The sequence below is a fragment of the Streptoalloteichus tenebrarius genome (genome assembly GCF_024171885.1).
Taxonomy (GTDB): Bacteria; Actinomycetota; Actinomycetes; order Mycobacteriales; family Pseudonocardiaceae; genus Streptoalloteichus; species Streptoalloteichus tenebrarius.
Window position 1 is genome coordinate 79,235 of the sequence record NZ_JAMTCP010000001.1, and the last position, 24,231, is coordinate 103,465.

Consider the following 24,231-nt stretch of genomic DNA (forward strand, 5'->3'; position numbering starts at 1 on the left):
TCTCCCGAGCCGCCGTCGGCGCTCAGGGGGCCTCCCCGTTCTCCAGCGCGACGAAGTGCGGGTCGAACCGGCCGGGTCCGTCGACGATCTGCCGGCCGAAGCTCTCGTTGAGCGCCCTGTGGCGCGCCTTCCCGACGGCGAGCGCCGCCCGCTCGGTCGCCCGCACCAGCGCGGCGGCCTCGCGGTTGTGCTCCAGCGGCACCAGGCAGTCCTCGACGACCAGCAGGTCCAGCTCCGCGACCAGGAACGCGGACACGGCGTCCGTCGTGTCGGACACCAGGGGCTCGTCGTGGATGTTGAAGCTGGTGTTGATCAACGCCGGCGCGCCCGTCGTCTCCTCGTAGGCGGCCAACAGCGCGTACAGCTCGGGGTCGTCCTCCTCGCGGACCACCTGGGGACGCGCGGTGCCGTCGACGTGGACCACCGCGGGGATGCGCGCCGCGACCTCCCGGCGCACCGGGAGGCAGATCGTCATGAACGGAAGACACGGGCTCACGTCGCCGCGCACGTCGCTCAGGTCGAACACCTCGTCGAACCGGACGTCGCGCAGGAGCGGGGCGAACGGCATGAACTCGGTCCGTCGCAGCTTCTGGTTGAGCCGGTCGTTGATCTCCGGGTCCTGGGCCGAGGCCAGGATCGACCGTCGCCCCAGCGCGCGCGGCCCGAACTCCTGCGCACCCCTGACCAGCGCGACCGTGCCGCCAGCCGCCAGCGTGGCGACGACCGTGTCCCGCACGACCGAGGGGCTCTCGCGGCGGTAGCGCACGCCGAGGTCGCGGAGGACCCGCTCCACGGGGCCGGGCGTCGGCCCCAACGCCATCGACAGCGGCCTGCCGCCGCCCGGCGCGACGGGGCCGACCACCTGTTCGTACGCGGCGCGGGCGGCGCCCACCGCCAGGCCCTCGTCGCCCATGGGCGGGCAGACGAACAGCGAGCGGAACCCGATGCGGGCCGCGTGCAGGTTCAGCCTGACGTTGGCGAACAGCCCGCCGGACAGCAGCAGCGGGAGGTCGGTCCCGTACGTCTCGGCCACCCACTCCAGCACCCGGCCCATCTTCTCCTCAAGGAGGTCCTGGGCCGCGCGGGCGAGGTCCGCGTCGCCGTACGGCAGCCGCGCCCGGTACTCGGCGACCAGGTGCCGGTTGGGTTCGAGGAACGGAGGCACGTCCTCGTCGAGGACGCCAACCCAGTCGTAGAGCCGGTAGCGGTCGCGGCGCACGTCCTCGTGGATCTTCCAGAGCGCGTCCCTGACCTCGTCGGCCGGGATCCCGTGCGCCGCGAGCCCGGTGACCTTCCCCTCGTGCTTGGTGGGCGTGAACCCGAGCAGGGCGGTGACGTCGGTGTACATCGCGGCCAGCGGCTCCAGCTCGTGGTGCCCTGCCGCCGCCAACCTCTGGACGCGATTGGCGGAGACGTGGAAGACCCCGGTGGACACCGGGCAGCAGTAGGCGCCGTAGTCCGAGGTGACGCAGAGCGCCTCGGAGAGTCCGGACAGGACGAACGCGGCGTAGGCGTGCATCTCGTGGTGGTCGAAGAACAGCAGCGGACGCCCCAGACTTTCCAGGTTCCGCAGCCACTGCTCCGGGCAGGGGTTGGTCGCCAGTGGCTCACTCCTGGCGAGCAGGACGTCCCGGAAGACCTCCGCGCTGGCGACGGGCGGCGGCTCCTCCCTGGAGTAGGGGACACCGATCGCCTCCACCTCGTCGAGGGCGATCCGGGACAGCGCGCCCCTCGGGAAGCGACCGTCCTGTTTGACCCTGCTGAACCGCTCCTCGGACACCGCGTGGACAACCCGCCCCGCGTCGTCCAGGACACAGACGGAACTGTCGTGCATGGCGCTGTAGTTCAAGCCCACGATCACCGGTCTTCTCCCTGACGCTCGGCGGTTGCGGACACTCCGGTTCCCGGGAGGGACTCCGGAGTTCGAGGTCCGCCGGTTCGGCGGCCGGGTCGTCCGGCAGCGGCACCGCGACAGCGGCGCTGCCGGGAAGCCTCAGAGCGAGGACGCCCGTAAAGCCGACCGCCAAGGGGCTGGCGACATACGCATGCGGTTCTCCTCGTGGGGCCCGGGATGTCGGGTTCGCGGAACTCCTTGCGCTGACATCGAACGAAGGGTGGTGCTACCCCGTGCCCGGTGCTGCGCGGAGTTACACCTGCCTTCGTCTCTCAGTCCACTTGTGAGGGACGACCACCACACCATAGGGAGCGAGCGTCACGCTCCGTCCTCATCGCGCCCTGATGGTCCGCGGAAGACGGAACCGCCCACTCCTCGGGAGTCGGACCAAGAGATCACCTTGACTGTCATGGACGACGCGTTGTCCGCACTCGGCGCGCGGGGAGCGGGGTCGCCTGACCGGGGAGGTTGGGTCGTGTCGGGGTGCGAGTGGCGGGTTTCCCGGCGACGCCGTGGGTAGGTTCCGGGGTCGCCGGACCTGCGGGAGGCGAGCGGAGCCATGCTGAAGGAAGACGTTCCCGTCCTCGTGGTCGGCGGCGGGCCAGGCGGCCTGGCGTCGGCGCTGTTCCTCGCGGAACAGGGGATCCCCGTCCTTCTGGTCGAACGCGCCGAGAGCACGTCACGGCTGCCGCGCGCCACCCACGTCAGCAGCCGCACGATGGAGTTGTTGCGGACGGTCGGTCTGGAGCCGCGCGTGCGGGCGATCGGCATGCGGCTCGTGCCGGACGACGATCCGCGAGCACGCACCGACCGCGCCGTGCTGCCCCGCACGGTCCTCGCCGCCCGCAACCTGGCCGAGATCCACGACGCCCAGGTGCTGGAGACCGGAGCCGACGAGCTGGCGGTCCCCGGCCCGTGCCCTCCGTTCTGGTGCGGTCAGGACCGGACCGAACCCCTCCTCGCCAACGCCGCCCGCGAGCGCGGCGCGCGCCTGTGGTTCGGCGCGGAGCTGGTGTCGTGGACGGCCGACGAGGACGGCGTCACCGCGACCGTCGAACGCCGCCGCGACGGGACGCGGAGGCGGGTGCGCGCCCGCTACCTCGTCGCCGCCGACGGCCCCCACAGCACCGTCCGCGAGCAGGCGGGCGTCCCGGTCGAGGGCATGGGGCTGATCTCCCGCTGGACGTCGGTCCTCTTCCACGCCGACCTGGACCGCGTGCTGCGCGGCCGGCGCTTCTCCGCCTGCGTGATCACGGACCCCGACCTCCCCGCGACGGTCACGGAGTCCAACGACCGCCACCGCTGGTGCCTCGCGCTCGAAACACCCGCCGACCGCGCGGAACCCGAGGACGTCAACGTCGCCCGGTGGCTCGGCGTCATCCGACGCGTCGCGGGAAGGCCGGACCTCAGGGCCCGTGTCGAGGCGGTGCGCCGGTGGCCGGCCAGCCACCAGCTCGCCACCCGGTTCCGCTGCGGCCCGGTCTTCCTGGTCGGCGACTGCGCGCACGCCCACCCGCCCGCCGGCAACCACGGCGCGAACCTCGCGATCCAGGACGCGCACAACCTCGCCTGGAAGCTCGCCGCCGTGCTCAAGGGCTGGGCGGGGGAGCCCCTGCTGGACACCTACGAGGCGGAACGGCGGCCCGTCGACAGGGCCACGGCCGACCAGAGCGCCCTGAGGGCCGGCGTTCCCGGTGATCGGCTGGGCGGGATCACGCCGTGCGACACCGTCTCGTTCCTCACCGGCTACCGCTACCAGTCCGCCGCCGTGATCGGCGGTGGCGGCCCCGCCGTCCCCGCGGTCCCTGACCTGTCCGGCGCCCCGGGCACCAGGCTCCCGCACGTCTGGCTCACCTACCGGGGACGCCGCCTCTCCAGCATCGACCTGTGCCGGGACGCCCCGGTCCTGTTGACCAGCGAGGCCGACGCGGTTCCGCGCATGGCGCGCGCGGCCGCGCGGCGGCGGGTTCCGCTGCGGGTCTACCACGTGGGCGTCGAAGGGCAGTTCGACGCCCCGGACCGCGCCGCGCTGTGGGGTGGGCAGGACCGGGGGAGCGTCCTGGTCCGGCCGGACGGCTTCGTGGCGTGGCGCGGCGAGGGCGCGCCGTCGGAGGCGGTGCTGGGGGAGGTGCTGGGACAGGTCCTCGCCCAGGGCGCTCAGGTGACGCCGTGGGCCTCCGTCGGCTGACCCCACGGTCAACCGGAGCGGACCTGGGGCCGGCACCACGGTCAGTACCCCCCAGCCGACACACTCCCGCACCCCGGCCCGGTCGGGGACCCCTGCATCCGTGACCAGCCCAACGGTCGTCCACTATGGTCAGAGCAGAGGTGTCTGAACACCGGGAAAACTGGCGTTTCTCGCCCACACCGTACGAATTCGATCTTCTGGAGTGTCGCCGTCGCCCTCACCTCGTCGACCTCGCCGGCGGGGCCGGCGGCGGCCACCTCCGGTTCGAGGACCTGCTGGCGATGCGCGCTCGCTGCCTGGACGCGTTCCGCCGTCTTCGTGACTCGTCCGCCGCAGGGGAGCTGGTGACGGAGCGTCGAAGGCTGTGATACGCGTTCGCGCCGACGCTCGGAAAGATTGATATGTGGCGTCTTCCTCGTCGAGACAGGAGGACGGACCACCGCTTTGATCGGACATTCTGCCGGTCATCCACCACAAATCCCTGCTCGACCGTGGCTGAGAATCCACCGGAACTCCGTTTCACCCAGCACCTCAGTCCACTGAGGACACTTGCGTCGCGGTCATGGCGTTCGATCTCCAAGGTGGTGCCAGACCTCACGCGGTCCGTTGACGGTCCACGTCGGACATGAGTGTTGTCGGTGGCGGATGCCGCGTGCTCGGGTCGTGCTGGAGCGCTCCCGGCCATGTGGACGGGCGGTAGTAAGCAGGGTTGCTCGTGTCAGCCGAATCTCTGCCGCCGCATGGCGCAGCGATCAAGAGAGTCAACGGCTCCCTGCGTGGATCACGTTCTGGCGCGAGAAGAACTCTCACGTCGACAGGCTAACCTTCGTCCTTCCTTCCTTCTGCATGCAAAGACACGTGGAGGAGCAGTGCACGTCTTACGCCGTTTGGCGTCCCATCCTGCTGTCTCAGCCGTAGGTGCTGGCGCGACGTGCGTGTTAGGGCTGGCGATGACCGCCCTCGCGATACGCGCGAACGCGATCGACCTGGAGGTCTATCGCGCGGGAGGCCGAGCCGTGCTCGACGGGGGCAGTCTCTACGATCGCCCCGTCTGGAACGCCATGCATTTCACGTACACGCCGTGGGCGGCGCTACTGTTCGCCCCGTTGGCCGCGATGCCGGCGATCGCGGCACGGACACTCCTGGTCCTCGCGAACTGTGCGCTTCTGGTGTTCGTGGTCTGGAGGTCCTGGCGTTGGCTCGATGCGAGCCGAAGACGACGAGTGCCCACCGTGTGCCTGGTGATCGCGAGTCTCTCGCTGCTGTCCGAGTCGGTTCACGCGACGGTCTACGTAGGGCAGATCAACCTCGTCCTGTTGGCGCTCATCATTGGAGACCTGGTTCGCGACGATCGTCGGCGAACCATGGGAGTGGGTGTCGGGATCGCCGCGGGCATCAAGCTCACTCCGCTGATCTTCCTGCCCTACCTGCTGTTGACCAGGCGGTACCGGGCGGCGGCCGTGGCGACGTGCACCTTCTTGGGCACGGTGCTCGTCGGCTTCGTCCTCCTGCCTCGTGAGGCCTCGCGATATTGGTTCGGAGGTCTCTTCGCCGACACGTCGCGCATCTACGCGAACCTCACGTCCACGCACAACCAGTCCTTGCGGGGAATGATCCTCCGCCTGGGGGTGTCCAACGAGGGCATGGCCGTGGTCTGGCCACTGCTGGCCCTGGTGGTCGCGGCTGGGGTCTTCGCGACCGCGATGTGGGCGAGCCGGCGGGGAGAGCACTTTCTCGGCGTCGTCCTGTGCGGCATGGCGTCCGCGGCGATCTCCCCGTGGTCCTGGGGACATCATTGGGTGTGGCTGGTTCCGCTCGCTGTGTATCTGCTGCACCTCGCGGCTCGGCGGGACTGGTCTGTGGTGCACCCGGCCTGGTTGGGGCCGGCGGTGTTGCTGCCGCTGACGTTTCCGTGGGTCCTTGCCCTCGCCGACCCGCCGGACAGCGCCAGGGGTGCGGTGCCACTGGGTGGGCCGATCGGTTTTGTTCTCGGCAATCTGTATGTCTTCATCTTCGTGGCAACCGTGCTCGCCGTTGTTCTGCACCTTCGTCGACATGATCAACGAGCCGTCGGAGAAGGGCAGTACCTGCACGACATTCATCCGCCCAGCATGGCCCGGCGTGGCGTTGCATGAGTCGGGACGGCGCGGACTGGTACAGGTTGCGCCTGGTGCGCGGCATGGCTTGGTGAGCTGGGTTGGAAGTTCACCTCAGCTTCGTGTTGCGCTCGTCGAGCGGGCTGAAGAGCCCGGCGAAACCCCATCCTCGACTTTTTCGCGCCGATAGCCCATGGGCGCTGTAAGACGGGTGTGAACTCGTAGCAACACCGGCCCTGTGGGGCCGGTGTTGCTCTCATGGGGCTCGCGGCGAGCTGGACGGAACTCGCAGCCCCTGTGGATCAGTCCACTGAGGACGGTCGCTTCGCGATCGTGATGATCTCGCGGCTGGTGGTGGTCAGCGGTGCCCGGGACCAGTCGCCGAACTGGTCCTCCACCACCAGGCCGGCCGCGCCCAGGAGAGCGCCCAGCGCGTCGACGTCCACGAAACGCAGACTCGACCGGCTCACCCGGGGCTCCTCCCAACGCGGACACGTGAACGTCTCGGTGAAGTGGACGACGTCGCCGGTCACAGGTGTCTCGACCTCGCGCGTCACCCGCACCGTGTCTCCCGCGCCGTCGCGCACCTCGTCCGTGCCGTTCCACCGCTCCCAGGGCCGGGCCAGCGGGTTCCGTGTCTCGAAGGCGAAACGCCCGCCGGGCACCAGGGCCGCCGCGACCGTGGTGAGCGCGTCACGCAGCTCCTCGTCGCCGAGCAGCACCTGGAACGCGTGCCCGGTCATCACGACGAGGTCGAACTCCCGGTCCCAGCTCACCGTCGTCAGATCGCCCTGAACCCACTCGACGTCCGTCCGCCGCCGCGCCCGGTCGAGCATCGCGCCGGCCGGGTCGAGACCGCACAACCGCCCCCGGTGCCCAACCTCGCGCGCCCGGCGCAGCAGGGTCCCCGTCCCACAGCCCACGTCGAGCACGGAGCCGGCGGCCATCACCAGCTCCAGGTAGAAGTCGTCGCTGGCTCCCCACGGGTTGAGGAGGTCGTACAACTCGGCGAGGCTGCTGTCGGAGTAGGCACGGTCGACCACTGGAGCACCCTGCCACGCGCCGTCGGCGTCGAACCACGCCTTTTCGCCGGCAGGGGAGAACGCCGAGCGCGGACCGCGTCAGCGCCCGGGGCAGGGCGGCTCGTAGGGGATGCCGGTGAAGTAGTGCCGCCACTCGTCCTCCGAGACGGGCCTGCGGACGGTCGAGCAGACGTAGGTGGACAGGCGGTCGACGTCGGTCTCCCACAGACGGGTCGTGCGGTCCTGCGAGGTGGTGGCCAGCGTGTGCCCGTCGGGGCCGAACGCCACCGCGAACACCGCCGACAGGTGCTCGGTGAGGATCGCCGTGGCGACGGGATGCCGGGGGTCGCGCACGTCCCACAACCGGACCGTGCCGTCGTCCCCGGTGGTGGCGAGGGTCTGGCCGTCGGGGCTGAACGCGGCGCCGAAGACGATCGCCGTGTGGCCCGTCATCGTGGACAGCGGGCTGGGCCGTCGAGGGTCCTCGACGTCCCACAGGCGCACGGTGTGGTCCCAGCTCGTCGTCGCCACCACCGTTCCCCCCGGCGCGAACGCGATCGACCGGATCGCCTGCTGGTGACCGGAGATCACGCCGAGCGCCGCCGGCCGCCTCGGGTCGGCCACGTCCCACAGCCGCGCGGTGCCGTCCCAGCTCGACGTGGCCACGACCCGTCCGTCCGACCGGACGGCGACCGACCGCACGATGTCGGTGTGCCCGGTCAGGACGCCCAGCGCGACCGGGGCGCGCGGCTCGCCCACGTCCCACAGCCGCGCGGTCCGGTCGTCGCCGGCCGTCACCAGGAGCCGGCTGTCCGGCCCGAACGCCACCCAGCGCACGCTGCCGGCGTGCCCGGTGACCGTGGCGAGTGCCCCGGCGTGTCGCGGGTCGGCGACGTCCCACAGCCGGGCCGTGCGGTCCCAGCTCGACGTGGCGAGGAGGCGTCCGTCGCGGCTGAACGTCACGTGGCGGACGGTGTCCTGGTGCCCGGTCAGCGCCGCGAGCGGAGCGGGGCGACGAGGGTTGGTGACGTCGCTCAGGCGCACCGTGCGGTCGTCGCTCGTGGTCGCGATGGTCCTGCCGTCGGGGCTGAAGGCGACGCCGAAGACGGCCTCGGTGTGGTCGGCGAGCACCGGCCCCGCGATCTCCCACAACCGCACGGTGTTGTCGGCGCTGGCGCTGATGAGGGTCTGCCCGTCCCCGCTGAATACGAGCGAGGTGATGTTGTCGTTGTGGCCGCTGAGCATGGCCCGCGCGTTGGGGCGCCGGGGGTCGCTGACGTCCCACAGCCGGATGGTGCGCTCGTCGCTGGCACTCGCCACCGTCCTGCCGTCGCGGCTGACCGCGAGGGCGCGGACCACGTCGATGTGACCGGTGAGCGTGGACACCGTCTGGACCTGGCGGGGGTTCTCGACGTTCCACAGCCGCACGGTCCGGTCCTGCCCCGCGACGACGAGCAGCCGCCCGTCCGGGCTGAACCTGGCGACCAGCTCCGCCTGGTCCCGCAGCGCGGTCAGCACCCGGGGCGACTGCCCGCTCGCGACGTCCCAGAGGAGCACCGCGCGGTCCTTCCCCACGGTGGACAGGACGTCTCCCCGGGGGCTGAACGCCACGTCCAGCACCGCGTCGGAGTGGCCCGTCATCGTGGCCAGCGGCTTCGGGCTCCTGGCGTCGGCGAGGTCCCACAGGCGCGCGGTCCGGTCGTCGCTCGCCGTCGCCAGGAGCGCGCCCCTGGGTGAGAAGGCCACGGCCCTGACCACGTCGCCGTGGCCGTGGACCACGCTCAGCGGGGTCGGCGCCGCACGGTCGGCGACGTCCCAGACGCGGACGGTCCGGTCGCGGCTGGCGGTGGCGAGGAGGCGGCCGTCCGCGCTGAACGCGGCGGCGAGCACGGAGTCGGTGTGCTCGCCGAGCGTGGCCAGGGAGGTCGGGTTCGCCACGTCCGAGACGTCCCACAGGCGGGTCATGCGGTCCCGGCCGGTCGTGACGAGCGTGCGCGCGTCCGGGCTCAGCGCCACCGACTCGGGGAGGTGGGGATCGCGTGTCAGGAAGGACGCGTGCGGGCTGGCGTACGAGGCGAGCAGGCTGCTGCGCGCCTCCACGGTGGGGGACAGCCGGAAGGCGGCGAGGGCGAGCTGCGCGGCGAGTTCGGGGTTGGTCGTGCGCAGCGCGGACGCCTCGATCGCGACCTTGCGGGAGATCGCGACGTTGCGTTGTTCGACCACGTCCCGCTGCGTCCGCACCGCGTAGATCGTCGCGGCCACCGCGAGGAGGAACAGGACGGTCAGCGTCGCGACCAGTCGGCGCAGGCGCCGGACCCCGCGTTTCTCCTCCCGGTCGCTGGCCCGCAGGAAGTCGCGTTCGACCGGGGTCAGCTCCCCGGGGTGGTGCGCGGCCCAGTCGCTCATGACGGCCAGGGGAGCGCCGCGCTGGGTGAGGGCACGGTCCCTGCCCCGCCGGTCCCACTCCTCGGCCGCGTCGATGAGCTGTTGGCGGACGCGCAGCCCCGCCCGGTCGGCGTCGAGCCAGTCGCGCAGCCGGGGCCACGCCCACAACAGGGCCTCGTGCGTGATCTCCACGCTGTCCTGGTCGAGGGTGAGCAGCCGGGCGGAGGCGAAGGACTCCAGCGCGACCCGTGACACCGTCTCGTCCGCCGCCTCCGCCAGCAGCCGGTCGCGGTCGACGCGCTGACGCACGGCCTCGCCCTGCTCGCCGACCCGCACGAGCCGGAGCAGCAGGCGGCGCGCGGCCTGTTGCGCCTCGCCGTCCAGGCGGGAGTAGCAGCGTTCGGCGGTCGCGGCCACGGCCCCGTGGATCCCCCCGGTCCGCTGGTAGGCGTCGACGGTCAGGTCGTGGTCCTGCCGCTGTTGCCAGGTCGCGAGGAGCGCGTGGGACAGCAGGGGGAGCGCGCCGGGGTCGTAGCTCGGGTGGTCCCGCTCCTCGCCGCGCGCCACGCCCAGGTCCCGCAGCAGCAGCTCGACCAGCCCGTGTTCGAGGTTGACCTTGGCGACCCTCGCGGGCGCGATGATGGCCTCGACCAGCTCGGACCGGGTCATCGCGCCGAGGGCGAACTGGTTGCGCTGCACCGGGCCGAGCAGGTCGGGGTACGCCAGGCAGCGGTCGTAGAAGTCGGCCCTGACCCCCAGGACCACCAGGGCCGAGGGCAGGCCGGCGCGGTCCAGCGCCGCGGCCTCGCACAGCGCCCTGACGAAGGTGACCCGCTCCGCCTCGTCCTCGCAGAGCGTGAAGAGTTCCTCGAACTGGTCGACCACCACGACGAGGTGGACCCCGGGCGGCCGCCCGTCGGGCAGCGCGTCGCGCCAGGTCCGCGGCTCCTCACTCATCGGGGGAGCCGGCGCGCCCAGCGCCCTGGCCAGGCCCTCGCGCAGCGCCGCCATTGGGCGCGCCGTCGGCGTCATGACCAGCGCGGGCCACCGGGCCGACCCCAGCACGGGCAGCGCGCCCCTGGCGACGGCCGGCACCAGCCCCGCGCGCAGGAGCGAGGACTTGCCGGCCCCGGACGCGCCGAACACCACCAGCGGTGTGCCGGTCCTGAGGCTCTCGGCGGCCTGGCCCAGCAGCGCGGCCGTCGTCCGGTCGCGGCCGAAGAACCACCGCGCGTCCTCGGGGCCGAACGCGGCCAGTCCCCGATAGGGGCAGGGCCCCTCCTCGGCCTCCGCCACCAGCGGGACCAACACGTCTTTCGCGTCGAGCACGTCCTCCAGTCGACGCGCCAGGTCCACGGACGCCGACTTCCGTCCGTTCTCGATGTTGCTCAGATAGCCCTTGCTGTAGTGGGTCCGTTCCGACAACTGCGCGAGCGACAGGCCGAGCGCGGTGCGCAGGCGACGGAGCTCCTGACCGAACGCGGTGGTGGCCCCCATGGCGTTCTCCCTGCTCAGGGGCTGTATCCCGACTCCGGGCTCCGGGGGATACGGGAAACCCCTCCCCGCTGCCGACGCCCTCGCACAGGCTCGGATCAGCGACCCGACCAGCGTAGGGCAGCCCCGCCGGAATCCGGGCGCGTCGAAACGGTCCGCAACCCCAGTGGGTGAGGAGCATCCGAAATGTCCGCCACATTCTTCGTTGGGTCGTCCGCGCTGTCGTTCGGGTGTTTCCGTCATCCCCGGGCGGGACGCGGCGCCACGGAACCGTCGTAGTGACACCACCGAACGAGAGGACGGCCTCGCTCGATCTCCGGGCGCGGCCGTCGCGTGTGTTCGCCCGGCCGCGCCACGCGAAGGGGGCGTCGGGGAAGGGGTTGTGGACCGGGCCGCCCTGATCTACGGTTGTTCTAAAGATCTTTGGAATATCGGAAGGAGACGGGTCCGCCATGGCGCTCTGGATCTGCGCGACCTGCGTCAACCACCACGAGGGGGAGCAGCCCCCCGCGAGCTGCAAGATCTGCGCCGACGAGCGGCAGTGGGTGCCGATCACCGGGCAGCGCTGGACCACGCTGGAGGAGCTGGCGCGGGACGGGCACACCGTGGAGTTCCGGGAGCAGGAGCCCAACCTGGTCGGACTCGGCGTGAAGCCCGGGCTCGGCATCAACCAGCGGGGGCTGCTGGTCCGCACGTCCGGCGGCAACCTGCTGTGGGACCCGCCGGGCTTCCTCGACGACGACGCGGTCCGCACCGTCCGCGAGCTGGGCGGGCTCGCCGCCGTCAGCTCCAGCCACCCGCACATGTACGGCGCGGCCGTCGAGTGGAGCCGCGCCTTCGACGCCCCGATCCTGCTGCCCGAGGCCGACCAGGAGTGGATGACCAGGACCGACCCGGCGGTGCGGACGTGGTCCGGCTCCCTGTCCCCGCTGCCCGGCGTCACCCTCGTGCAGTGCGGCGGCCACTTCCCCGGCAGCTCCGTCCTGCACTGGGCCGACGGGGCGGACGGCGCCGGCGTGCTGCTGACGGGTGACACCATCTACGTGACCCCGGGCCGGGACCGGGTCACCTTCCTGTGGAGCGCCCCGAACATGCTCCCGCTGCCGGAGCGCCTGGTCCGCCAGGTGGTCGCGGCGGTGCGGCCCTACGAGTTCGGGCGCATCTACGGCGGGTGGTGGACCTCGGTGCTGGACGGGGACGCCAAGCAGGTGGTGGAGCGCTGCGCGGAGCGGTACGTCCAGTTCCTGCGCGGGGACGCCCCGGAGGCGTGAGCCCCGGCGGGGCGACGGCGCGACGGGTGAGGAGCGGAAGAGCGGATGGGTGAGTTCGTCGAGGAACCGATCTACGCGCAGCTCGCGCGGATCGGCAAGGCACTGTCCAGCCCGGTGCGGCTCCGCCTGCTCGACCTGCTCGACCAGGGCGAGCGCACCGTCGAGCAGCTCGCCGACGAGGCGGGGGTCACGGTGAAGAACACCTCGGCGCAGCTCCAGCAGCTCCGGGCCGCGAACCTGGTGGCCAGCCGGAAGGACGGGACCCGGGTCTACTACCGGCTGGCCACCCCCGAGGTCTCGACGTTCCTCGGCCACTTCCAGGACTTCGCCGAGGACCGGTTGGCCGACCTGCGCAGCGCCGTGGCCGCGCACCTCGGCGACCCCGCCGAGATGGAGCCGGTCACCGTCGAGCAGCTCCGCGAGCGGCTCGACGACCCGGACCTGGTCGTGCTGGACATCCGCTCGCCGGAGGAGTACGCCGCCGGCCACGTGCCGGGGGCGGTCTCGCTGCCGAGCGGCGAGCTGAGGGACAAGCTGGCGGAGCTGCCGAGGGACGCCAAGATCGTCGCCTACTGCCAGGGGCCGTACTGCGTGGCCTCTCCCAAGGCGGTGCAGCTCCTGCGCGAGCTGGGCTACGACGCGCGGCCCCTGGCCGGCGGGTTCACGCGCTGGGACCGCGTCGGCCGCCGCGCGTCGCGGTCACGGTAGCGGCGCGTCGCCGGCGCCGCGTTCTCCTTCTCCGGGGTCTCCCTTCGATGCCTTGTCGGCTCTCGCCGCTCGGCGGGGCGCGCCGCTCGGCGGGGCGCACCGGTCGGCGGGGCGCACCGGTCGGCGGGCGCTGACGCGCCGCGTTGACTGGGCAATAGCGCGGTTGGCGGAGTGATCCGGGCGGGTCGGACGCACATGATGGTCGGACGAAGACCCGCGGGAGGCATGCGCCGCCACGGGCGTGCGGCTGGGGGGCCGTTGTCTCACGCGGGATGTCGCGATCTCGACGAAGGGGGACCTGATGCGACTCGCTCGCGTCACACTGGCGGCGTTGACCGCCCTGACCGCCTTACTCCTCCCCACTCCCGCCACGCCGCCGGCCTCGGCCGCCGTCGCCTCGTCGGCCGTGTTCAACAAGCCGGGCGACGCGGCACGGCAGTACGCGATCATCAAGCACCTGCGGTCACTGATCCAGGGCGCCGCCCCGGGGTCGGAGATCCACGCCGCCATCTACCACTTCAGCGACACCGCCGTCGCCGCTGACCTGGTGGCGGCGCGGGACCGCGGTGTGAAGGTGCGCCTGGTCGTGGACCAGTCGTCGGAGTCGAGGGCGGCGGTGGAGAACCTGGTGAAGGCGCTGGGCACCGACCGGAGCAAGCCGTCATGGGTGCGGATCTGCACCAAGGGCGGCGCGTGCATCGGCAACGTCGGCACGCCGATCATGCACAACAAGTTCTTCCTGTTCTCCAACACCAGTGGATCGTCCAACGTGCTGGTGCAGTCGTCGTCCAACCTGACCAAGGACAACGCGGAGAAGTACTGGAACAACGCCGTGACCCTGGTCGGGGACACCGCGCTCTACAACGGCTACCTGTCCTACTTCCGCGACCTCGCGGCCATGAAGAAGACCGGGGACTACTACCGCACCGTCAACGGCGACAACACCAAGGCGTACTTCTTCCCCAGGGCGGGCAGCGACGCGTCGACGGACACGATCTACAACATGCTCGACGACAACGTCGCCTGTGAGGGCAACACCTCCGTCGGCACCAAGAGCGGGCGCACCATCATCAGGATCGCCATGTGGTACTTCAGCCGGGACGCCATCGCCAGGAAGCTGCGCGAGCTGGCCGACCGCAAGTGCTGGGTCGAGGTCGTCTACACGACCCTCGACGCGGGCAGCAGGAGCCACCTGGCCAACCACGACCGGATCGTGCTGCGCCAGATCGACGGCAACCAGATCGTCCACTCCAAGTACATGCTGATCGAGGGCACCTACGCCGGCGTGAAGGACAGCAAGTGGGTCATGACCGGCTCCCACAACTACACCAACGCGGCGTTGCGGGAGAACGACGAGGCACTCGTGCGCATCCGGTCCAACGCGATCCACGACCAGTACCGCGCGAACTTCCGGGAGATGCGCGACGCCGCCTCCTGACCCCAGATCGCCCACGACGAGGGTCCTGCCGTGCCTCGACCGTTTCCGCTGTCGAGAGAGGGGGCTTTCCGGTGGAGTCCGTCTCGTATCTGGTGCGGCACGGCCACGCCGGGAACAACGCGGCCCGCGTCTGCAACGGGGACCCGACGACCGGGATCAGGTTGACGGCCAAGGGCCTGGCGCAGTGCCGGCGCGCGGCCTCGGCCCTGTGGCTCACCAATGTCCGCACGCTCGTCACGAGCGAGTTGCCGAGGGCGCGCCAGACCGGAGACCTTTTGCTCCGTGGGCACTCCGCGCACCGCGTGGTCGAGCCGCTGATCAACGAGGAGACCTACGGCCACTTCGAGGGCGGCAGCCTCGACGCCTACAAGCTGTGGTGCGGCGAGCACGGCGCGACTGTGGCGCCACCCGGTGGAGGCGAGACACGTCTCGCCGTGCTCGCCCGGTTCCTCCGCGGGCTGCGCGCGTGCCTCGCCTATCCGGGGCCACGCCTCGTGGTGGGGCACGGCCTGATGCTGGCCATGGTGCGACAGCTCAGGAGGACCGGCTCACTGGACCCGATCACGGAGAGGACGCCGGCCCACGTGACGCCGCTGGTTCTGTCCGACGCCGAGCTGGGGCGACTGGTCGTGACCGGGCTGGCCGGGATCGCCCGCCTCACCGCCCGTCAGAATCCCTGATCTCCACCACGGTCTCGTCTGGTGGAGGTTCGCGTCGTCAGACGCGACCGCCCCTCTGCTGGTGATCGTCTCTTCGGGGCACCAGCGTGCGAGCAGCCAGGAAGGACACGGTGAGGAGGTAGAGAAGAGCGCCGTTCAGGCCGTCCGGGCTGGGACCATCAGGCCTCTGTCCCACCTCGCGGTCGATGGTCACCAGGAACACCAACCGCGCCGCCGCCCGGCGGCTGCCGAAGAACAGCGGTAGGAGCGTGAAGCCCCAGACCAAGAAACTCCCGATCCAGGAGACGCGCCGAGTCGAGATCATGCGAAGGGGCTTCGTGGGATGGGAGGAGGTCAGGGCGCGGGGGTGGGTACGCAGCGGGGGCGGGTGCGGAGGAAGTAGGAGCGGGCCGCGATCGCGAGGGCGACGCCGTGACCGCAGAACGCGACCATCCCGCACCACGCGACGACCAGCATGTCCTCCAGGGTCTGGAAGTCGCCCCTGTCGATCGGGACGACCCCGAGGGTTCCGAGAGCGACGTACGGGAGGCCGACCAGGCCGTACGGCGCGAGCGAGGCGGCGCCCAGCAGGGCGGGCGCGAGGGGGAGCCACCGGGGCACCGGCCTACCGGCCAGGAACGGGGTCCAGCGGGGGAAGACCTGGCCCCACGGTCGGACGAGGCCCAGGATCAGGAAGATGCCGAGCGCGGCGAGGAGGGCGGTGGGGTCGATGCCGACCGACTCCAACACGGGCCACAGGCCGCCGGCGTCGTGCTGTTCCGCCCCGGGGGTCATGTCCGCGCCCGTGACACCGGCGAAGGTGCCGCCGAGCGCCCACGTCGTCTTCATCGCGATGTAGGGAAGGAACGCCGCGCACCCGACGTACGCGGCCACGCGGACCGCTCGTGGCGCTGGGCTCGGCTCCGGCCGGACCCAGCTCGTCCGCGCACCGTGCTTCTCCCCGCAGCGGGGGCACGTCCCGCTCGTGGCGTGCTGGTGAGCACGTGCGGTCCCGACGAGCAGCACGACCCCCACCGCTGCCAACACTTGGTTCCCCGCCGAAGCCCAACTGTCGACCTGCTGGGAGATCAGCACGGACGCGAGCTGCATGAGCAGTCCGAAGGCCGCCGCCGCACAGACCACGGCCAACCCCCACACCACGGAGAGCAGGAAGACCCGGGGAACGCGCCGTCCCCACGGCCGGAGGGTGGCCGGGACGACCGCGCCCGCGACGACGGCGACAGCGACGACCAACCAGTTCAGGGCGACCGGAGCAGGGGACGGTCCGAACTGGACGATCGGGGTGTTGGTGAGCGCACTCGCCAGGCCGAATACCCCATAGCCGGCAGCCCAGACGACGGCCGCGGGACCCACCCGCCGGGACCATCTTCGACGTTCGATCGGAAGTGTCGCGAGGGCGGCGCCCTGAGCGGTCTCGATCATGCTCCTGACCGTCACACGCCCTGGGCTCGGCGGCACCCCTCCTCGGAACGAGCCGCGTCCCTCGTCCGAGGGAGCCTGGCCCGTTCCCCGCACACCTCCCACAGCCTGTCGCCTGAGGAGCCGGGAAACGCCCATTGGCCTTGTGCCCTGTCCGGATCTTGTCGGAGGCTGGCGGCATGTCCCTCCACCGTGAGACCAGGGCCGCCCGGATCACCGCTCCCCGTGAGGTGGACGGCACGCCGGTCGGGGTGCCGATCCACCAGAGTTCGATCTTCGCCTTCGACGGCCCCGAGGCGCTGGCCTCGGCCCTGGCCGGCCCGGAGGGCGCCTTCGCCTACAGCGGCTACGCCAATCCCACCGTGCGGGCGCTGGAGGAGGCCGTGGCCGACCTGGAGGGCGGCGCCGCCGCGCTCGCGACCGCCTCGGGGATGGGCGCGACCAGTTCCGTCCTCCAGTCGCTCCTGCGCGCCGGAGACCACGTGATCGCCCAGAAGGCGCTGTTCGGCGGCACGATGGGCGCGCTGCGCGACCTGGCGGAACGGTGGGGTGTGACGGTCGAGTTCGTCCGTGGTGACGATCCCGCCGAACTGCGGGCGGCGATCCGTCCCACGTCCCGCCTGCTCTACCTGGAGACGATCGCCAACCCCACCGGGTTCGTGCCCGACCTGCCGGCGATGGTCGACGTCGCGAGGAGCGCGGGCCTGGCGACGGTCGTCGACAACACCTTCGCGACGCCGCTGTTGTGCCGCCCGATCGAGCACGGCGCCGACGTCGTCATCCACTCCGCGACCAAGTACCTCGGCGGGCACCACGACGTGGTGGGCGGGGTGGCGGTCTTCGCCGACGCCGAGCGCTACCGCGCCGCGTGGTCGCAGGCCACCCGGCTCGGCGTCGTCGCCGACCCGTTCTCGGCGTGGCTCGTCATCCGGGGTGTGAAGACGCTGCCGCTCCGGTTGCGCCAGCAGTGCGCGAACGCCCTCCACGTCGCCGAGCGGCTCGCGACGCACCCGGCGGTCGCCGCCGTCCACTACCCGGGACTGCCGTCCCATCCCAGTCACGCCGTGGCCAGGCGCTTCCTGTCCGGGTACGGCGGGGTGCTGGCCGTCGACCTCGCCGGTGGAGCCGACGCCGCGCAGGCCTTCCTGCGGCGTCTGCGGCTGGTGCTCAACGCCGGGTCGCTCGGTGGCACCGAGACCGTGGCGTCGCACCCGGCCACCAGCACGCACCGCCACCTCGACGACGACCAACTCCGGGAGGCCGGTGTGAGCCGGGGGATGGTCCGGATCGCCTTCGGGATCGAGCACCCCGACGACCTGTGGGGTGACATCGAGCACGCGCTGTCCGAAGTGGACCACCATTCGCCCTGACACCGCCGCGATTCCCCGAGGAGGGCTGGGGGAGGAGACGCTCAGACGTGGGGGCCGGCTCCTCTCCGTGGCGACACGGGGGATGGTGTGCGCGGAGGGTGGTGGGTCGTGCGGGGTGAGACCCCTGTGGGCGACGGCACGAAGATCGGCGCTGTTGGGCCGTGCGCGCCGGGGGCGCGACTCCTAAGTTGGAGCCATGGCTGAGCGCTTCCTGGTCGAACCTGTGGCCGAGCACGAGTACCTGGTCCGAACCGAGGCCGAGGGGCAGACGGTGGAGTGTCGGTTCCACGTCGACCCGGGGGTGTTGGAGAAGTTGGGCGTCGCCGAGGCCGACGAGCAGCGGGTCGTCGAGAAGAGCGCGGTGTTCCTCGCCCAGCGGCAGCCGGTCATCGACTTCCCGTGGCTGGTCGACCTCCAGGACTTCCTCGTCAGCTACGACGACTACCCGGAGGAGTTGCGTCGCCTGCTGGCGTGATGAACGCGGGGACCGGCGGATCGCCCCGCCGGTTCCCCTGGCCTCGTCACCAGGCGTGAGCCCGCACCGCCCGCGCACCTCACGGGCGGTGCGCTCCCGCTTGGGTGCGCTCCCGCTTGGGTGCGCTGCCGCGCGCCCCGCGCTCACTGGGGACCGCCGTCCTCTGCCGGGGATGTCCTCGCGTGACAGCGACGCTGATCGAGGGTCCGTCGACGCGGTGAAATTGGCCAGTACGCGGCATGACCGCATCGCTGTCAGTCGCCGCTCCTCGCGCCACCCCGCTGCGGTCACGGCCGTCGTCGGCGTCGCGGTGCGGCCGGTCGTGTCCATCCGGGTGGAGTTGCGCGGGTGCCCCCTTGGTCACGCTGCCGGGGCGGAAACCGCGACCTACGGTCGGAGCGAACCCCTGCGCGCCGTCGCGGAAGGACGCCCCCATGGCCTTCAACCCCTTGCAGGAACGGGGAATCCCGCTCGACCAACAGCTCCGGAACTGGCGTGAGCTGAACGTCACGCCGCTGGACCCGGACCACGCCGACCCCTACACCCGGTGCCGGGTCATCACCATGAACGGGATCGAGGTCGAGGCGATCCTGTTCAGCCACCAGTTCTCCAGGAACTGCCTCGACGCCGACGTCAAGCGCCAGCTCGCCGAGGTGCGCTACATCGAGCACCAGCAGCAGAAGGCGGTGAACTGGCTGCTGCCCGGCGCCGCGTCGCCGTTGGAGACCACGATCGCCTACGAGCAGGTCGCGGTGGACCTCACCGCGTGGGTCGCGCGGATGGAGCCCGACCCGTACCTGAAGCAGGCGTACCAGTTCGGGGTGCTGGAGGACTTCGACCACCTCTACCGGTACGCCAACCTGTACGAGATGGTGCAGCACCGCAAGGCCGAGAAGATCGTCGACGCGCTGACCGAGGTCATGCCGGGGCGGCCGACCAAGTTCCACCACCGCAACGCGGCCGACAACGTCCGCGACCCGTACGACCGCGACGAGGCCAGCCCACTGTCCAAACTGCACGCGCTGACCATCATGTCGGCCGAGCAGCAGACGATGAACTTCTACATGAACGTTGGCCCGCAGTACATGGAGCCGATCGCGCGCCAGCTCTACCAGGAGATCGGTCTGGTCGAGGAGGAGCACGTCACCCACTACGAGTCCCTGGTGGACCCGGGCGAGACCTGGTGGGAGCGGCTGGTGAACCACGAGTACAACGAGTGCTACCTCTACCACTCCTTCATGGAGACCGAGCCCGACCCGAAGGTGCGGGCGATCTGGGAGCTGCACCTGAACATGGAGCTGGAGCACCTGCGGATCGCCTGCGACCTGATGCGCCGGAACGACGGCAGGGAGCCGGAGGAGATCCTGGCGCCCGAGCTGCCCAACGTGCTGACGTTCGAGCCGAACAAGGCCTACATCAGGGAGCTGTTGGACACCCAGATCGACCTGACGACGTTGGGCGCCGGCTACGTCCGCGAGGCCCACGAGCGGTTCGAGCGGATGCAGGAGCAGATCCACGGCGGGGAGAAGCCGCCGAGCGAGCGGATCATCGACGAGCACCGGGAGCGGTTCGGCCGGGAGTACCGGATGGAGACCGAGGGGCCGCACCCGGTCGAGAGCCTGCGGGAACACGAGGCGAGCCGGGCCTGAGCACCGCGACACCAGGAGGATCAGCATGGTTCGGCAGACCCACGACGAGGCTCCCTCGCAGGACGTCGTCGACCTGCTCGTGGAGCAGCACGCCATGATCCGTGAGCTGTTCGCGCGGGTCACCGGGGCGGACGCCCGGAACAGGCGGGCCACCTTCGAGGAGCTGGCGCGGTTGTTGGCGATCCACGAGACCGCCGAGGAGGAGGTCGTGCACCCCCTCGCGCGGCGCCTGCTCCCCGGCGGCGACGGTGTGGTGCGGGACCGGTTGGACGAGGAGGAGAAGGCCAAGGAGATGCTGGCCCGCCTCGACGAGATGGACGCCGAGTCCCCGGAGTTCCTGTCGCTGCTCGACGAGCTGCGCATGGCGGTGCTCACCCACGCCCAGTACGAGGAGCGCTACGAGTTCCTGTACCTGCGTCAGCAGGGCAGCCCCGACCAGCTCGCGCGGCTGGTCGGCGCCGTCCGCGCCGCCGAGGCCGTGGCGCCGACCCGGCCTCACCCCGGGATGGAGAGCGCCACGGGAAACCTGCTGGCCGGTCCGGTGTTGGCGCTGTTCGACCGCATGAAGGACGCGGTCAGGAAGGCTCGGACGAACGAGACGTGACGCACGCGAGGGTTCGGTGCTCCTCACCCCACGCGGGGTGAGGAGCACCGGACCCTCGTCCGTCCGAAGTGTCTGTCCGATGTGTTCGTCCGATACTTCTGTCCAGTGAGGACAGATCTCTTCGGGGGTTCCCCTTGTCCTGGTGGGTCGTCCCGGGCACGGCGACGACCCGAACACGGTGCGCTCTCCGGCCCGACCGGAGAGCGGTCGGGCCGGAGTGGTCACGTCACGGGGCCGTCACCACGGGCGTGCCGTCGCGGTTGACGATCTTGCCGGGGCACAGTCCCTTGGCCCGTAGACCGCGCACGATCGGCTCGACCGCGTCCACGGTGGGCTGGTAGCCGTCGTGCATCAGCACGATGCCGCGCGCCTTCGCGGTGAGCGCCGAGTCGATGATCTGCTGGGCGTTCCGCCCGCTCCAGTCGAGCGTGTCGACGGTCCACAGCACCTCGGCCATGCCCTGCCGGGCGGCCTCGGCCCGCACGGCGGGGTTGGTGTCCCCGTAGGGCGGGCGGAACAGCGTCGGCGTGCGCCCGGTGATCTCGTGGATGATCTCCTGGGTGCTGTCCAGTTCCTCGGTCAGCTCGTCGGGCGCGAGCTGGGGCAGGTGCGGGTGGGACCAGGTGTGGTTGCCAAGCCACATGCCGGCCCTGACGGTGGCGCGCACGTCGTCCGGGTTCTTCTCCATCCGGAAGCCGACGTCGAAGAAGGTGGCTCGTGCCCCGACCGACCGCAGCGCCCGGAGCAGCGGTCGCGTGTAGCCGTTCGGCCCGTCGTCGTAGGTGAGCGCGACGTACCCGTCACAGCGGCCTTCCGACGCCGCGTGCGCGGGCGTCGGCAGGGCGAACACCAGGGCGAGAGCCACGAAGGTGCGCAGGAACATCCTTCCTCCCTCGGAGGATGGTGGCCGTGGCGGCACTCACCACTATCTGTGCGCCGGGGCCACGGGACAACGACCTTCGGTCGAGTGAGACGCCCTGACTTCAACAGAGGAGCCTGGCGTCCTGTGATGAAGTTAGGCCAGACGGCGTCTTGGCGCAGCGCCGCCGGTTCAGGCATCGCCGTCCTGCCACGCGGTGGCCGTCCAGGTCAGGTCGTTGTTCGTGGCGATGCCGGTGAGCCGGAGGTGCACGACGTACGCGGCGTTGACGCTGCCGCGTGGAGCCACCATGCGGAACTCGTTGCCCTGGGCCAGGTTCGGCAACGGATCCGCCGGTTGACGGGTTGGGCGCGGGCGCGTGCGGCGCAGGTCGCCGCCGGTCTGCTCGTCGTGGCCGCTTCCGGCGAGGGCGACGGTTTGCCTCGTGCGTCCGGAGCGCGATCCCGGTGGCCACCATGGCCAGTCCGACGACGCCGACCAGCACCTGCCGTCCCACCGAGGAGATCGCCGGAACCTCGATCGGCGCGGATGGTCGAAACCGGCTCTGGCTCCGGCTTCGGCTCTGGCTCTGGCCGGCGTCAGGCGGCCGAGTTCTCCCGGCAGAAGCGGACGAACTCCTCGGCCCTGCGGTTGAGCCGGGTCGCGCGGGGCCACGCGAGCAGCACCCTGGCCGAGGGCACCTGCTCCGCGATCTCCTTGACGACGACCCGGCGTCCCTCGTGCGTGCGGTCGTGGTTCGGCCGCTGGACCAACAGGGCGTACCCCATGCCCCTGCCGACCAGGGCCCTGGTCGTCTCGATCGTGCTGGGCCGGTAGCGGACGCGGGGCACCAGGCCGAGGTTCTCGTAGATGGCCAGGGTGTTGTGGGAACTCGGGGGCGCGTCCAGTAGCACCATGGGCTCCGGTTCGAGGTCGCGGAGCGAGACCGACGACCGGTCGGCCATCGGGTGGTCCGCCGGCAGCAGGACGTGGGGCCGGACGGTGTGCAGGACGGTGCGCGCCAGCTCCGGGTTCACGTCCATGTCGTAGAGGATCGCCAGGTCCAGCTCGCCGTGGAGCAGACGCTGTTGGAGCACGTCCTGTGTGTCCTCGCTGAACTCGACCGTCAGCTCGGGGTGCGGCGCGGAGAACCCCTGGAGCAGCGGGGGGAGCACGGTCGGCGCGAGCGTGACGTAACAGCCCACCGAGAGCACACCGGTCAACGAGCCCTGCCCTGACGCGGCGCTCTCCAGGTCCTCCGCCTGCCGCAGGAGGTGCCGGGCCTGCCGCAACACCTGGTGGCCCGACGGCGTCAGGGTGATGCCGTGCGCCCTGCGGCGGACGCACAACTGGACCCTGAGCGCGCGTTCGAGGTCGGTGAGCGCCTGCGACAACGTCGGCTGCGCGACGTGCAGCCGGCTCGCGGCCTCGCTCAGCGTGCCGCACTCCGCGATCGTCACGAAGTAGCGGAGCTGCCGCAGGGTGAACCGGGGTTGGTTCATCGGTCCTCCCGAAGAAGATGGGAGATTTCTCGTACTTTACCAATGTTGTGATCGGTGGCACGTTTCCCGTGACGTCCGGAACGGCCCGGGGACCCGAGGTGACCCGGTCCCGGGCGCGCCCCTCGTGGGCGGGGTTCCCGCCCCTCGCGAGCTGGTCTGACCGGGGCGCCGAGCGCGCGGCCGTTCCTCGGAGACGAAGGGAGACCGAGCATGACGACGAAGCCGTTCGCGTCCTCCGCCGACCTGTCGGAGAAGACCGAGACGCTGGAGGTGCTGGCCGACGGGGTCTACGCGTTGACGGCGGAGGGCGACCCGAACGTCGGCGCGGTGGAGGGCGAGGACTTCCTGGTCGCGTTCGAGGCCAGGGCCACGCCGGCGGCGGCCAGGGACTGGCTCGCCAGGCTGCGCGAGCACACGGACAAGCCCGTGCGGTACCTGGTGCTCAGCCACTACCACGCGGTGCGCACGCTCGGGGCCTCGGCCTTCGACGCCGAGGTGATCGTCGCGCACGAGAACACCAGGAAGCTCATCGCCGAGCGGGGCAGGGAGGACTGGGACAGCGAGTTCGGCCGGATGCCGCGCCTGTTCAGGCAGCCGGAGACGATCCCGGGGCTGACCTGGCCGGACGTGACGTTCTCCGACCGGATGACGATCCAGCTCGGCGGTGACCGGGGCGAGCTGGTCCTCCAGCACTGCGGGCGCGGGCACACCGCGGGCGACATCGTCGCCTGGCTGCCGCGCCAGCGCGTGCTGTTCACCGGCGACCTCGTGGAGGCGCAGGCGGCCCTCTACACCGGGGACGGGTTCCACGCCGACTGGTCGACGACGACGTTGGACCGGGTGCGGGAGTTCGACGCCGAGGCGCTGGTCGGCGGTCGGGGCGCGGTGACGCGCGGCCGCGACGCCGTGGCGGCGGCGATCGAGCAGACCCGGGACTTCCTGCTGGTCATGCGGGAGAAGGTCGGCGCGGTGCACGCGCGGGGCGGCACCCTCAAGGAGGCGTTCGACGCGACCCACGCGGCGCTCGCCCCGAAGTACGGGCGGTGGCCGATCTTCGAGCACTGCCTGCCGTTCGACGTCTCGCGCCTGTGGGACGAGCTGGACGGGATCGACTGGCCGCGGATCTGGACCGCGCGGCGCGACCGCGAGGTCTGGGACCAGCTCCAGGGCGCGTGAG

General features: G+C 71.3%; 18 protein-coding genes. 11 read left to right on the plus strand and 7 right to left on the minus strand.

Annotation, left to right across the window (positions count from 1 at the left end; genetic code table 11):
• Positions 1-22: 22 nt before the first annotated feature.
• Positions 23-1,861: a carbamoyltransferase C-terminal domain-containing protein gene (locus LX15_RS00365; protein ID WP_253667395.1), complete on the minus strand. Its 1,839-nt coding sequence runs from the start codon at positions 1,859-1,861 to the stop codon at positions 23-25.
• A 592-nt stretch (positions 1,862-2,453) separates the two neighbouring features.
• Between LX15_RS00365 and LX15_RS00370 the strand changes: the two genes are divergently transcribed.
• On the plus strand, positions 2,454-4,082 hold the full coding sequence (locus LX15_RS00370; protein WP_253667396.1) for an FAD-dependent monooxygenase: 1,629 nt from the start codon (positions 2,454-2,456) through the stop codon (positions 4,080-4,082).
• Positions 4,083-5,032: 950 nt separating this feature from the next.
• Positions 5,033-6,217: a glycosyltransferase 87 family protein gene (locus LX15_RS00375; protein ID WP_253667397.1), complete on the plus strand. Its 1,185-nt coding sequence runs from the start codon at positions 5,033-5,035 to the stop codon at positions 6,215-6,217.
• A 263-nt stretch (positions 6,218-6,480) separates the two neighbouring features.
• Here the strand turns inward: LX15_RS00375 and LX15_RS00380 are convergent, their stop codons facing one another.
• Both LX15_RS00380 and LX15_RS00385 read right to left on the minus strand, forming a co-directional pair.
• Positions 6,481-7,221: a class I SAM-dependent methyltransferase gene (locus LX15_RS00380; RefSeq protein WP_253667398.1), complete on the minus strand. Its 741-nt coding sequence runs from the start codon at positions 7,219-7,221 to the stop codon at positions 6,481-6,483.
• 78 nt (positions 7,222-7,299) lie between these two features.
• Positions 7,300-11,082, minus strand: a complete 3,783-nt coding sequence (locus tag LX15_RS00385) for an nSTAND1 domain-containing NTPase (protein WP_253667399.1) — start codon at positions 11,080-11,082, stop codon at positions 7,300-7,302.
• Between the two features lie 449 nt (positions 11,083-11,531).
• Between LX15_RS00385 and LX15_RS00390 the strand changes: the two genes are divergently transcribed.
• The 4 genes from LX15_RS00390 (at position 11,532) to LX15_RS00405 (ending at position 15,176) form a co-directional block, all read left to right on the plus strand.
• Positions 11,532-12,350 carry an MBL fold metallo-hydrolase gene (locus LX15_RS00390; protein ID WP_253667400.1) on the plus strand — a complete coding sequence of 273 codons (819 nt, stop codon included), beginning with the start codon at positions 11,532-11,534 and terminating at the stop codon, positions 12,348-12,350.
• 45 nt (positions 12,351-12,395) lie between these two features.
• Positions 12,396-13,058 (plus strand): ArsR/SmtB family transcription factor, encoded by a 663-nt coding sequence (locus tag LX15_RS00395; protein WP_253667401.1) that lies wholly within the window; start codon positions 12,396-12,398, stop codon positions 13,056-13,058.
• 301 nt (positions 13,059-13,359) lie between these two features.
• Positions 13,360-14,496, plus strand: coding sequence for a phospholipase D-like domain-containing protein (locus LX15_RS00400; protein WP_253667402.1), 1,137 nt, complete (start codon positions 13,360-13,362; stop codon positions 14,494-14,496).
• A gap of 71 nt (positions 14,497-14,567) precedes the next feature.
• Positions 14,568-15,176, plus strand: a complete 609-nt coding sequence (locus tag LX15_RS00405; protein ID WP_253667403.1) for a histidine phosphatase family protein — start codon at positions 14,568-14,570, stop codon at positions 15,174-15,176.
• A gap of 37 nt (positions 15,177-15,213) precedes the next feature.
• On the opposite strand, the gene LX15_RS00410 is transcribed toward LX15_RS00405, so the two are convergent.
• Positions 15,214-15,480 (minus strand): hypothetical protein, encoded by a 267-nt coding sequence (locus LX15_RS00410; protein WP_253667404.1) that lies wholly within the window; start codon positions 15,478-15,480, stop codon positions 15,214-15,216.
• Positions 15,481-15,509: 29 nt separating this feature from the next.
• Positions 15,510-16,409 carry a hypothetical protein gene (locus tag LX15_RS00415; protein WP_253667405.1) on the minus strand — a complete coding sequence of 300 codons (900 nt, stop codon included), beginning with the start codon at positions 16,407-16,409 and terminating at the stop codon, positions 15,510-15,512.
• Positions 16,410-16,774: 365 nt separating this feature from the next.
• Here LX15_RS00415 and LX15_RS00420 point away from each other — a divergent pair, with 365 nt between their 5' ends.
• From LX15_RS00420 to LX15_RS00435, 4 genes are all read left to right on the plus strand, one after another.
• A complete protein-coding gene (locus tag LX15_RS00420; protein WP_253667406.1) occupies positions 16,775-17,965 on the plus strand; it encodes a trans-sulfuration enzyme family protein in 1,191 nt (396 codons plus the stop codon).
• Positions 17,966-18,161: 196 nt separating this feature from the next.
• Positions 18,162-18,440, plus strand: coding sequence for a hypothetical protein (locus LX15_RS00425; RefSeq protein WP_253667407.1), 279 nt, complete (start codon positions 18,162-18,164; stop codon positions 18,438-18,440).
• Between the two features lie 434 nt (positions 18,441-18,874).
• Positions 18,875-20,089, plus strand: a complete 1,215-nt coding sequence (locus tag LX15_RS00430; RefSeq protein WP_253667408.1) for a hypothetical protein — start codon at positions 18,875-18,877, stop codon at positions 20,087-20,089.
• A gap of 25 nt (positions 20,090-20,114) precedes the next feature.
• On the plus strand, positions 20,115-20,693 hold the full coding sequence (locus LX15_RS00435) for a hemerythrin domain-containing protein (protein ID WP_253667409.1): 579 nt from the start codon (positions 20,115-20,117) through the stop codon (positions 20,691-20,693).
• A 226-nt stretch (positions 20,694-20,919) separates the two neighbouring features.
• Here the strand turns inward: LX15_RS00435 and LX15_RS00440 are convergent, their stop codons facing one another.
• Positions 20,920-21,576, minus strand: a complete 657-nt coding sequence (locus LX15_RS00440) for a polysaccharide deacetylase family protein (protein ID WP_253667410.1) — start codon at positions 21,574-21,576, stop codon at positions 20,920-20,922.
• A 575-nt stretch (positions 21,577-22,151) separates the two neighbouring features.
• Positions 22,152-23,054, minus strand: coding sequence for a LysR family transcriptional regulator (locus tag LX15_RS00445; protein WP_253667411.1), 903 nt, complete (start codon positions 23,052-23,054; stop codon positions 22,152-22,154).
• A 210-nt stretch (positions 23,055-23,264) separates the two neighbouring features.
• On the opposite strand from LX15_RS00445, the gene LX15_RS00450 reads away from it, so the two are divergent.
• Positions 23,265-24,230, plus strand: a complete 966-nt coding sequence (locus tag LX15_RS00450) for an MBL fold metallo-hydrolase (RefSeq protein ID WP_253667412.1) — start codon at positions 23,265-23,267, stop codon at positions 24,228-24,230.
• Position 24,231 lies beyond the last annotated feature (1 nt).

Bases quoted from the DNA above. Each gene is read 5' to 3' on its own strand.
- LX15_RS00450 (WP_253667412.1), top strand. From the start codon at position 23,265: ATGACGACGAAGCCGTTCGCGTCCTCCGCCGACCTGTCGGAGAAGACC.
- LX15_RS00440 (WP_253667410.1), bottom strand. From the start codon at position 21,576: ATGTTCCTGCGCACCTTCGTGGCTCTCGCCCTGGTGTTCGCCCTGCCG.
- LX15_RS00445 (WP_253667411.1), bottom strand. From the start codon at position 23,054: ATGAACCAACCCCGGTTCACCCTGCGGCAGCTCCGCTACTTCGTGACG.
- LX15_RS00410 (WP_253667404.1), bottom strand. From the start codon at position 15,480: ATGATCTCGACTCGGCGCGTCTCCTGGATCGGGAGTTTCTTGGTCTGG.
- LX15_RS00395 (WP_253667401.1), top strand. From the start codon at position 12,396: ATGGGTGAGTTCGTCGAGGAACCGATCTACGCGCAGCTCGCGCGGATC.
- LX15_RS00385 (WP_253667399.1), bottom strand. From the start codon at position 11,082: ATGGGGGCCACCACCGCGTTCGGTCAGGAGCTCCGTCGCCTGCGCACC.
- LX15_RS00425 (WP_253667407.1), top strand. From the start codon at position 18,162: ATGGCTGAGCGCTTCCTGGTCGAACCTGTGGCCGAGCACGAGTACCTG.
- LX15_RS00430 (WP_253667408.1), top strand. From the start codon at position 18,875: ATGGCCTTCAACCCCTTGCAGGAACGGGGAATCCCGCTCGACCAACAG.
- LX15_RS00420 (WP_253667406.1), top strand. From the start codon at position 16,775: ATGTCCCTCCACCGTGAGACCAGGGCCGCCCGGATCACCGCTCCCCGT.
- LX15_RS00390 (WP_253667400.1), top strand. From the start codon at position 11,532: ATGGCGCTCTGGATCTGCGCGACCTGCGTCAACCACCACGAGGGGGAG.
- LX15_RS00400 (WP_253667402.1), top strand. From the start codon at position 13,360: ATGCGACTCGCTCGCGTCACACTGGCGGCGTTGACCGCCCTGACCGCC.
- LX15_RS00435 (WP_253667409.1), top strand. From the start codon at position 20,115: ATGGTTCGGCAGACCCACGACGAGGCTCCCTCGCAGGACGTCGTCGAC.
- LX15_RS00375 (WP_253667397.1), top strand. From the start codon at position 5,033: ATGACCGCCCTCGCGATACGCGCGAACGCGATCGACCTGGAGGTCTAT.
- LX15_RS00370 (WP_253667396.1), top strand. From the start codon at position 2,454: ATGCTGAAGGAAGACGTTCCCGTCCTCGTGGTCGGCGGCGGGCCAGGC.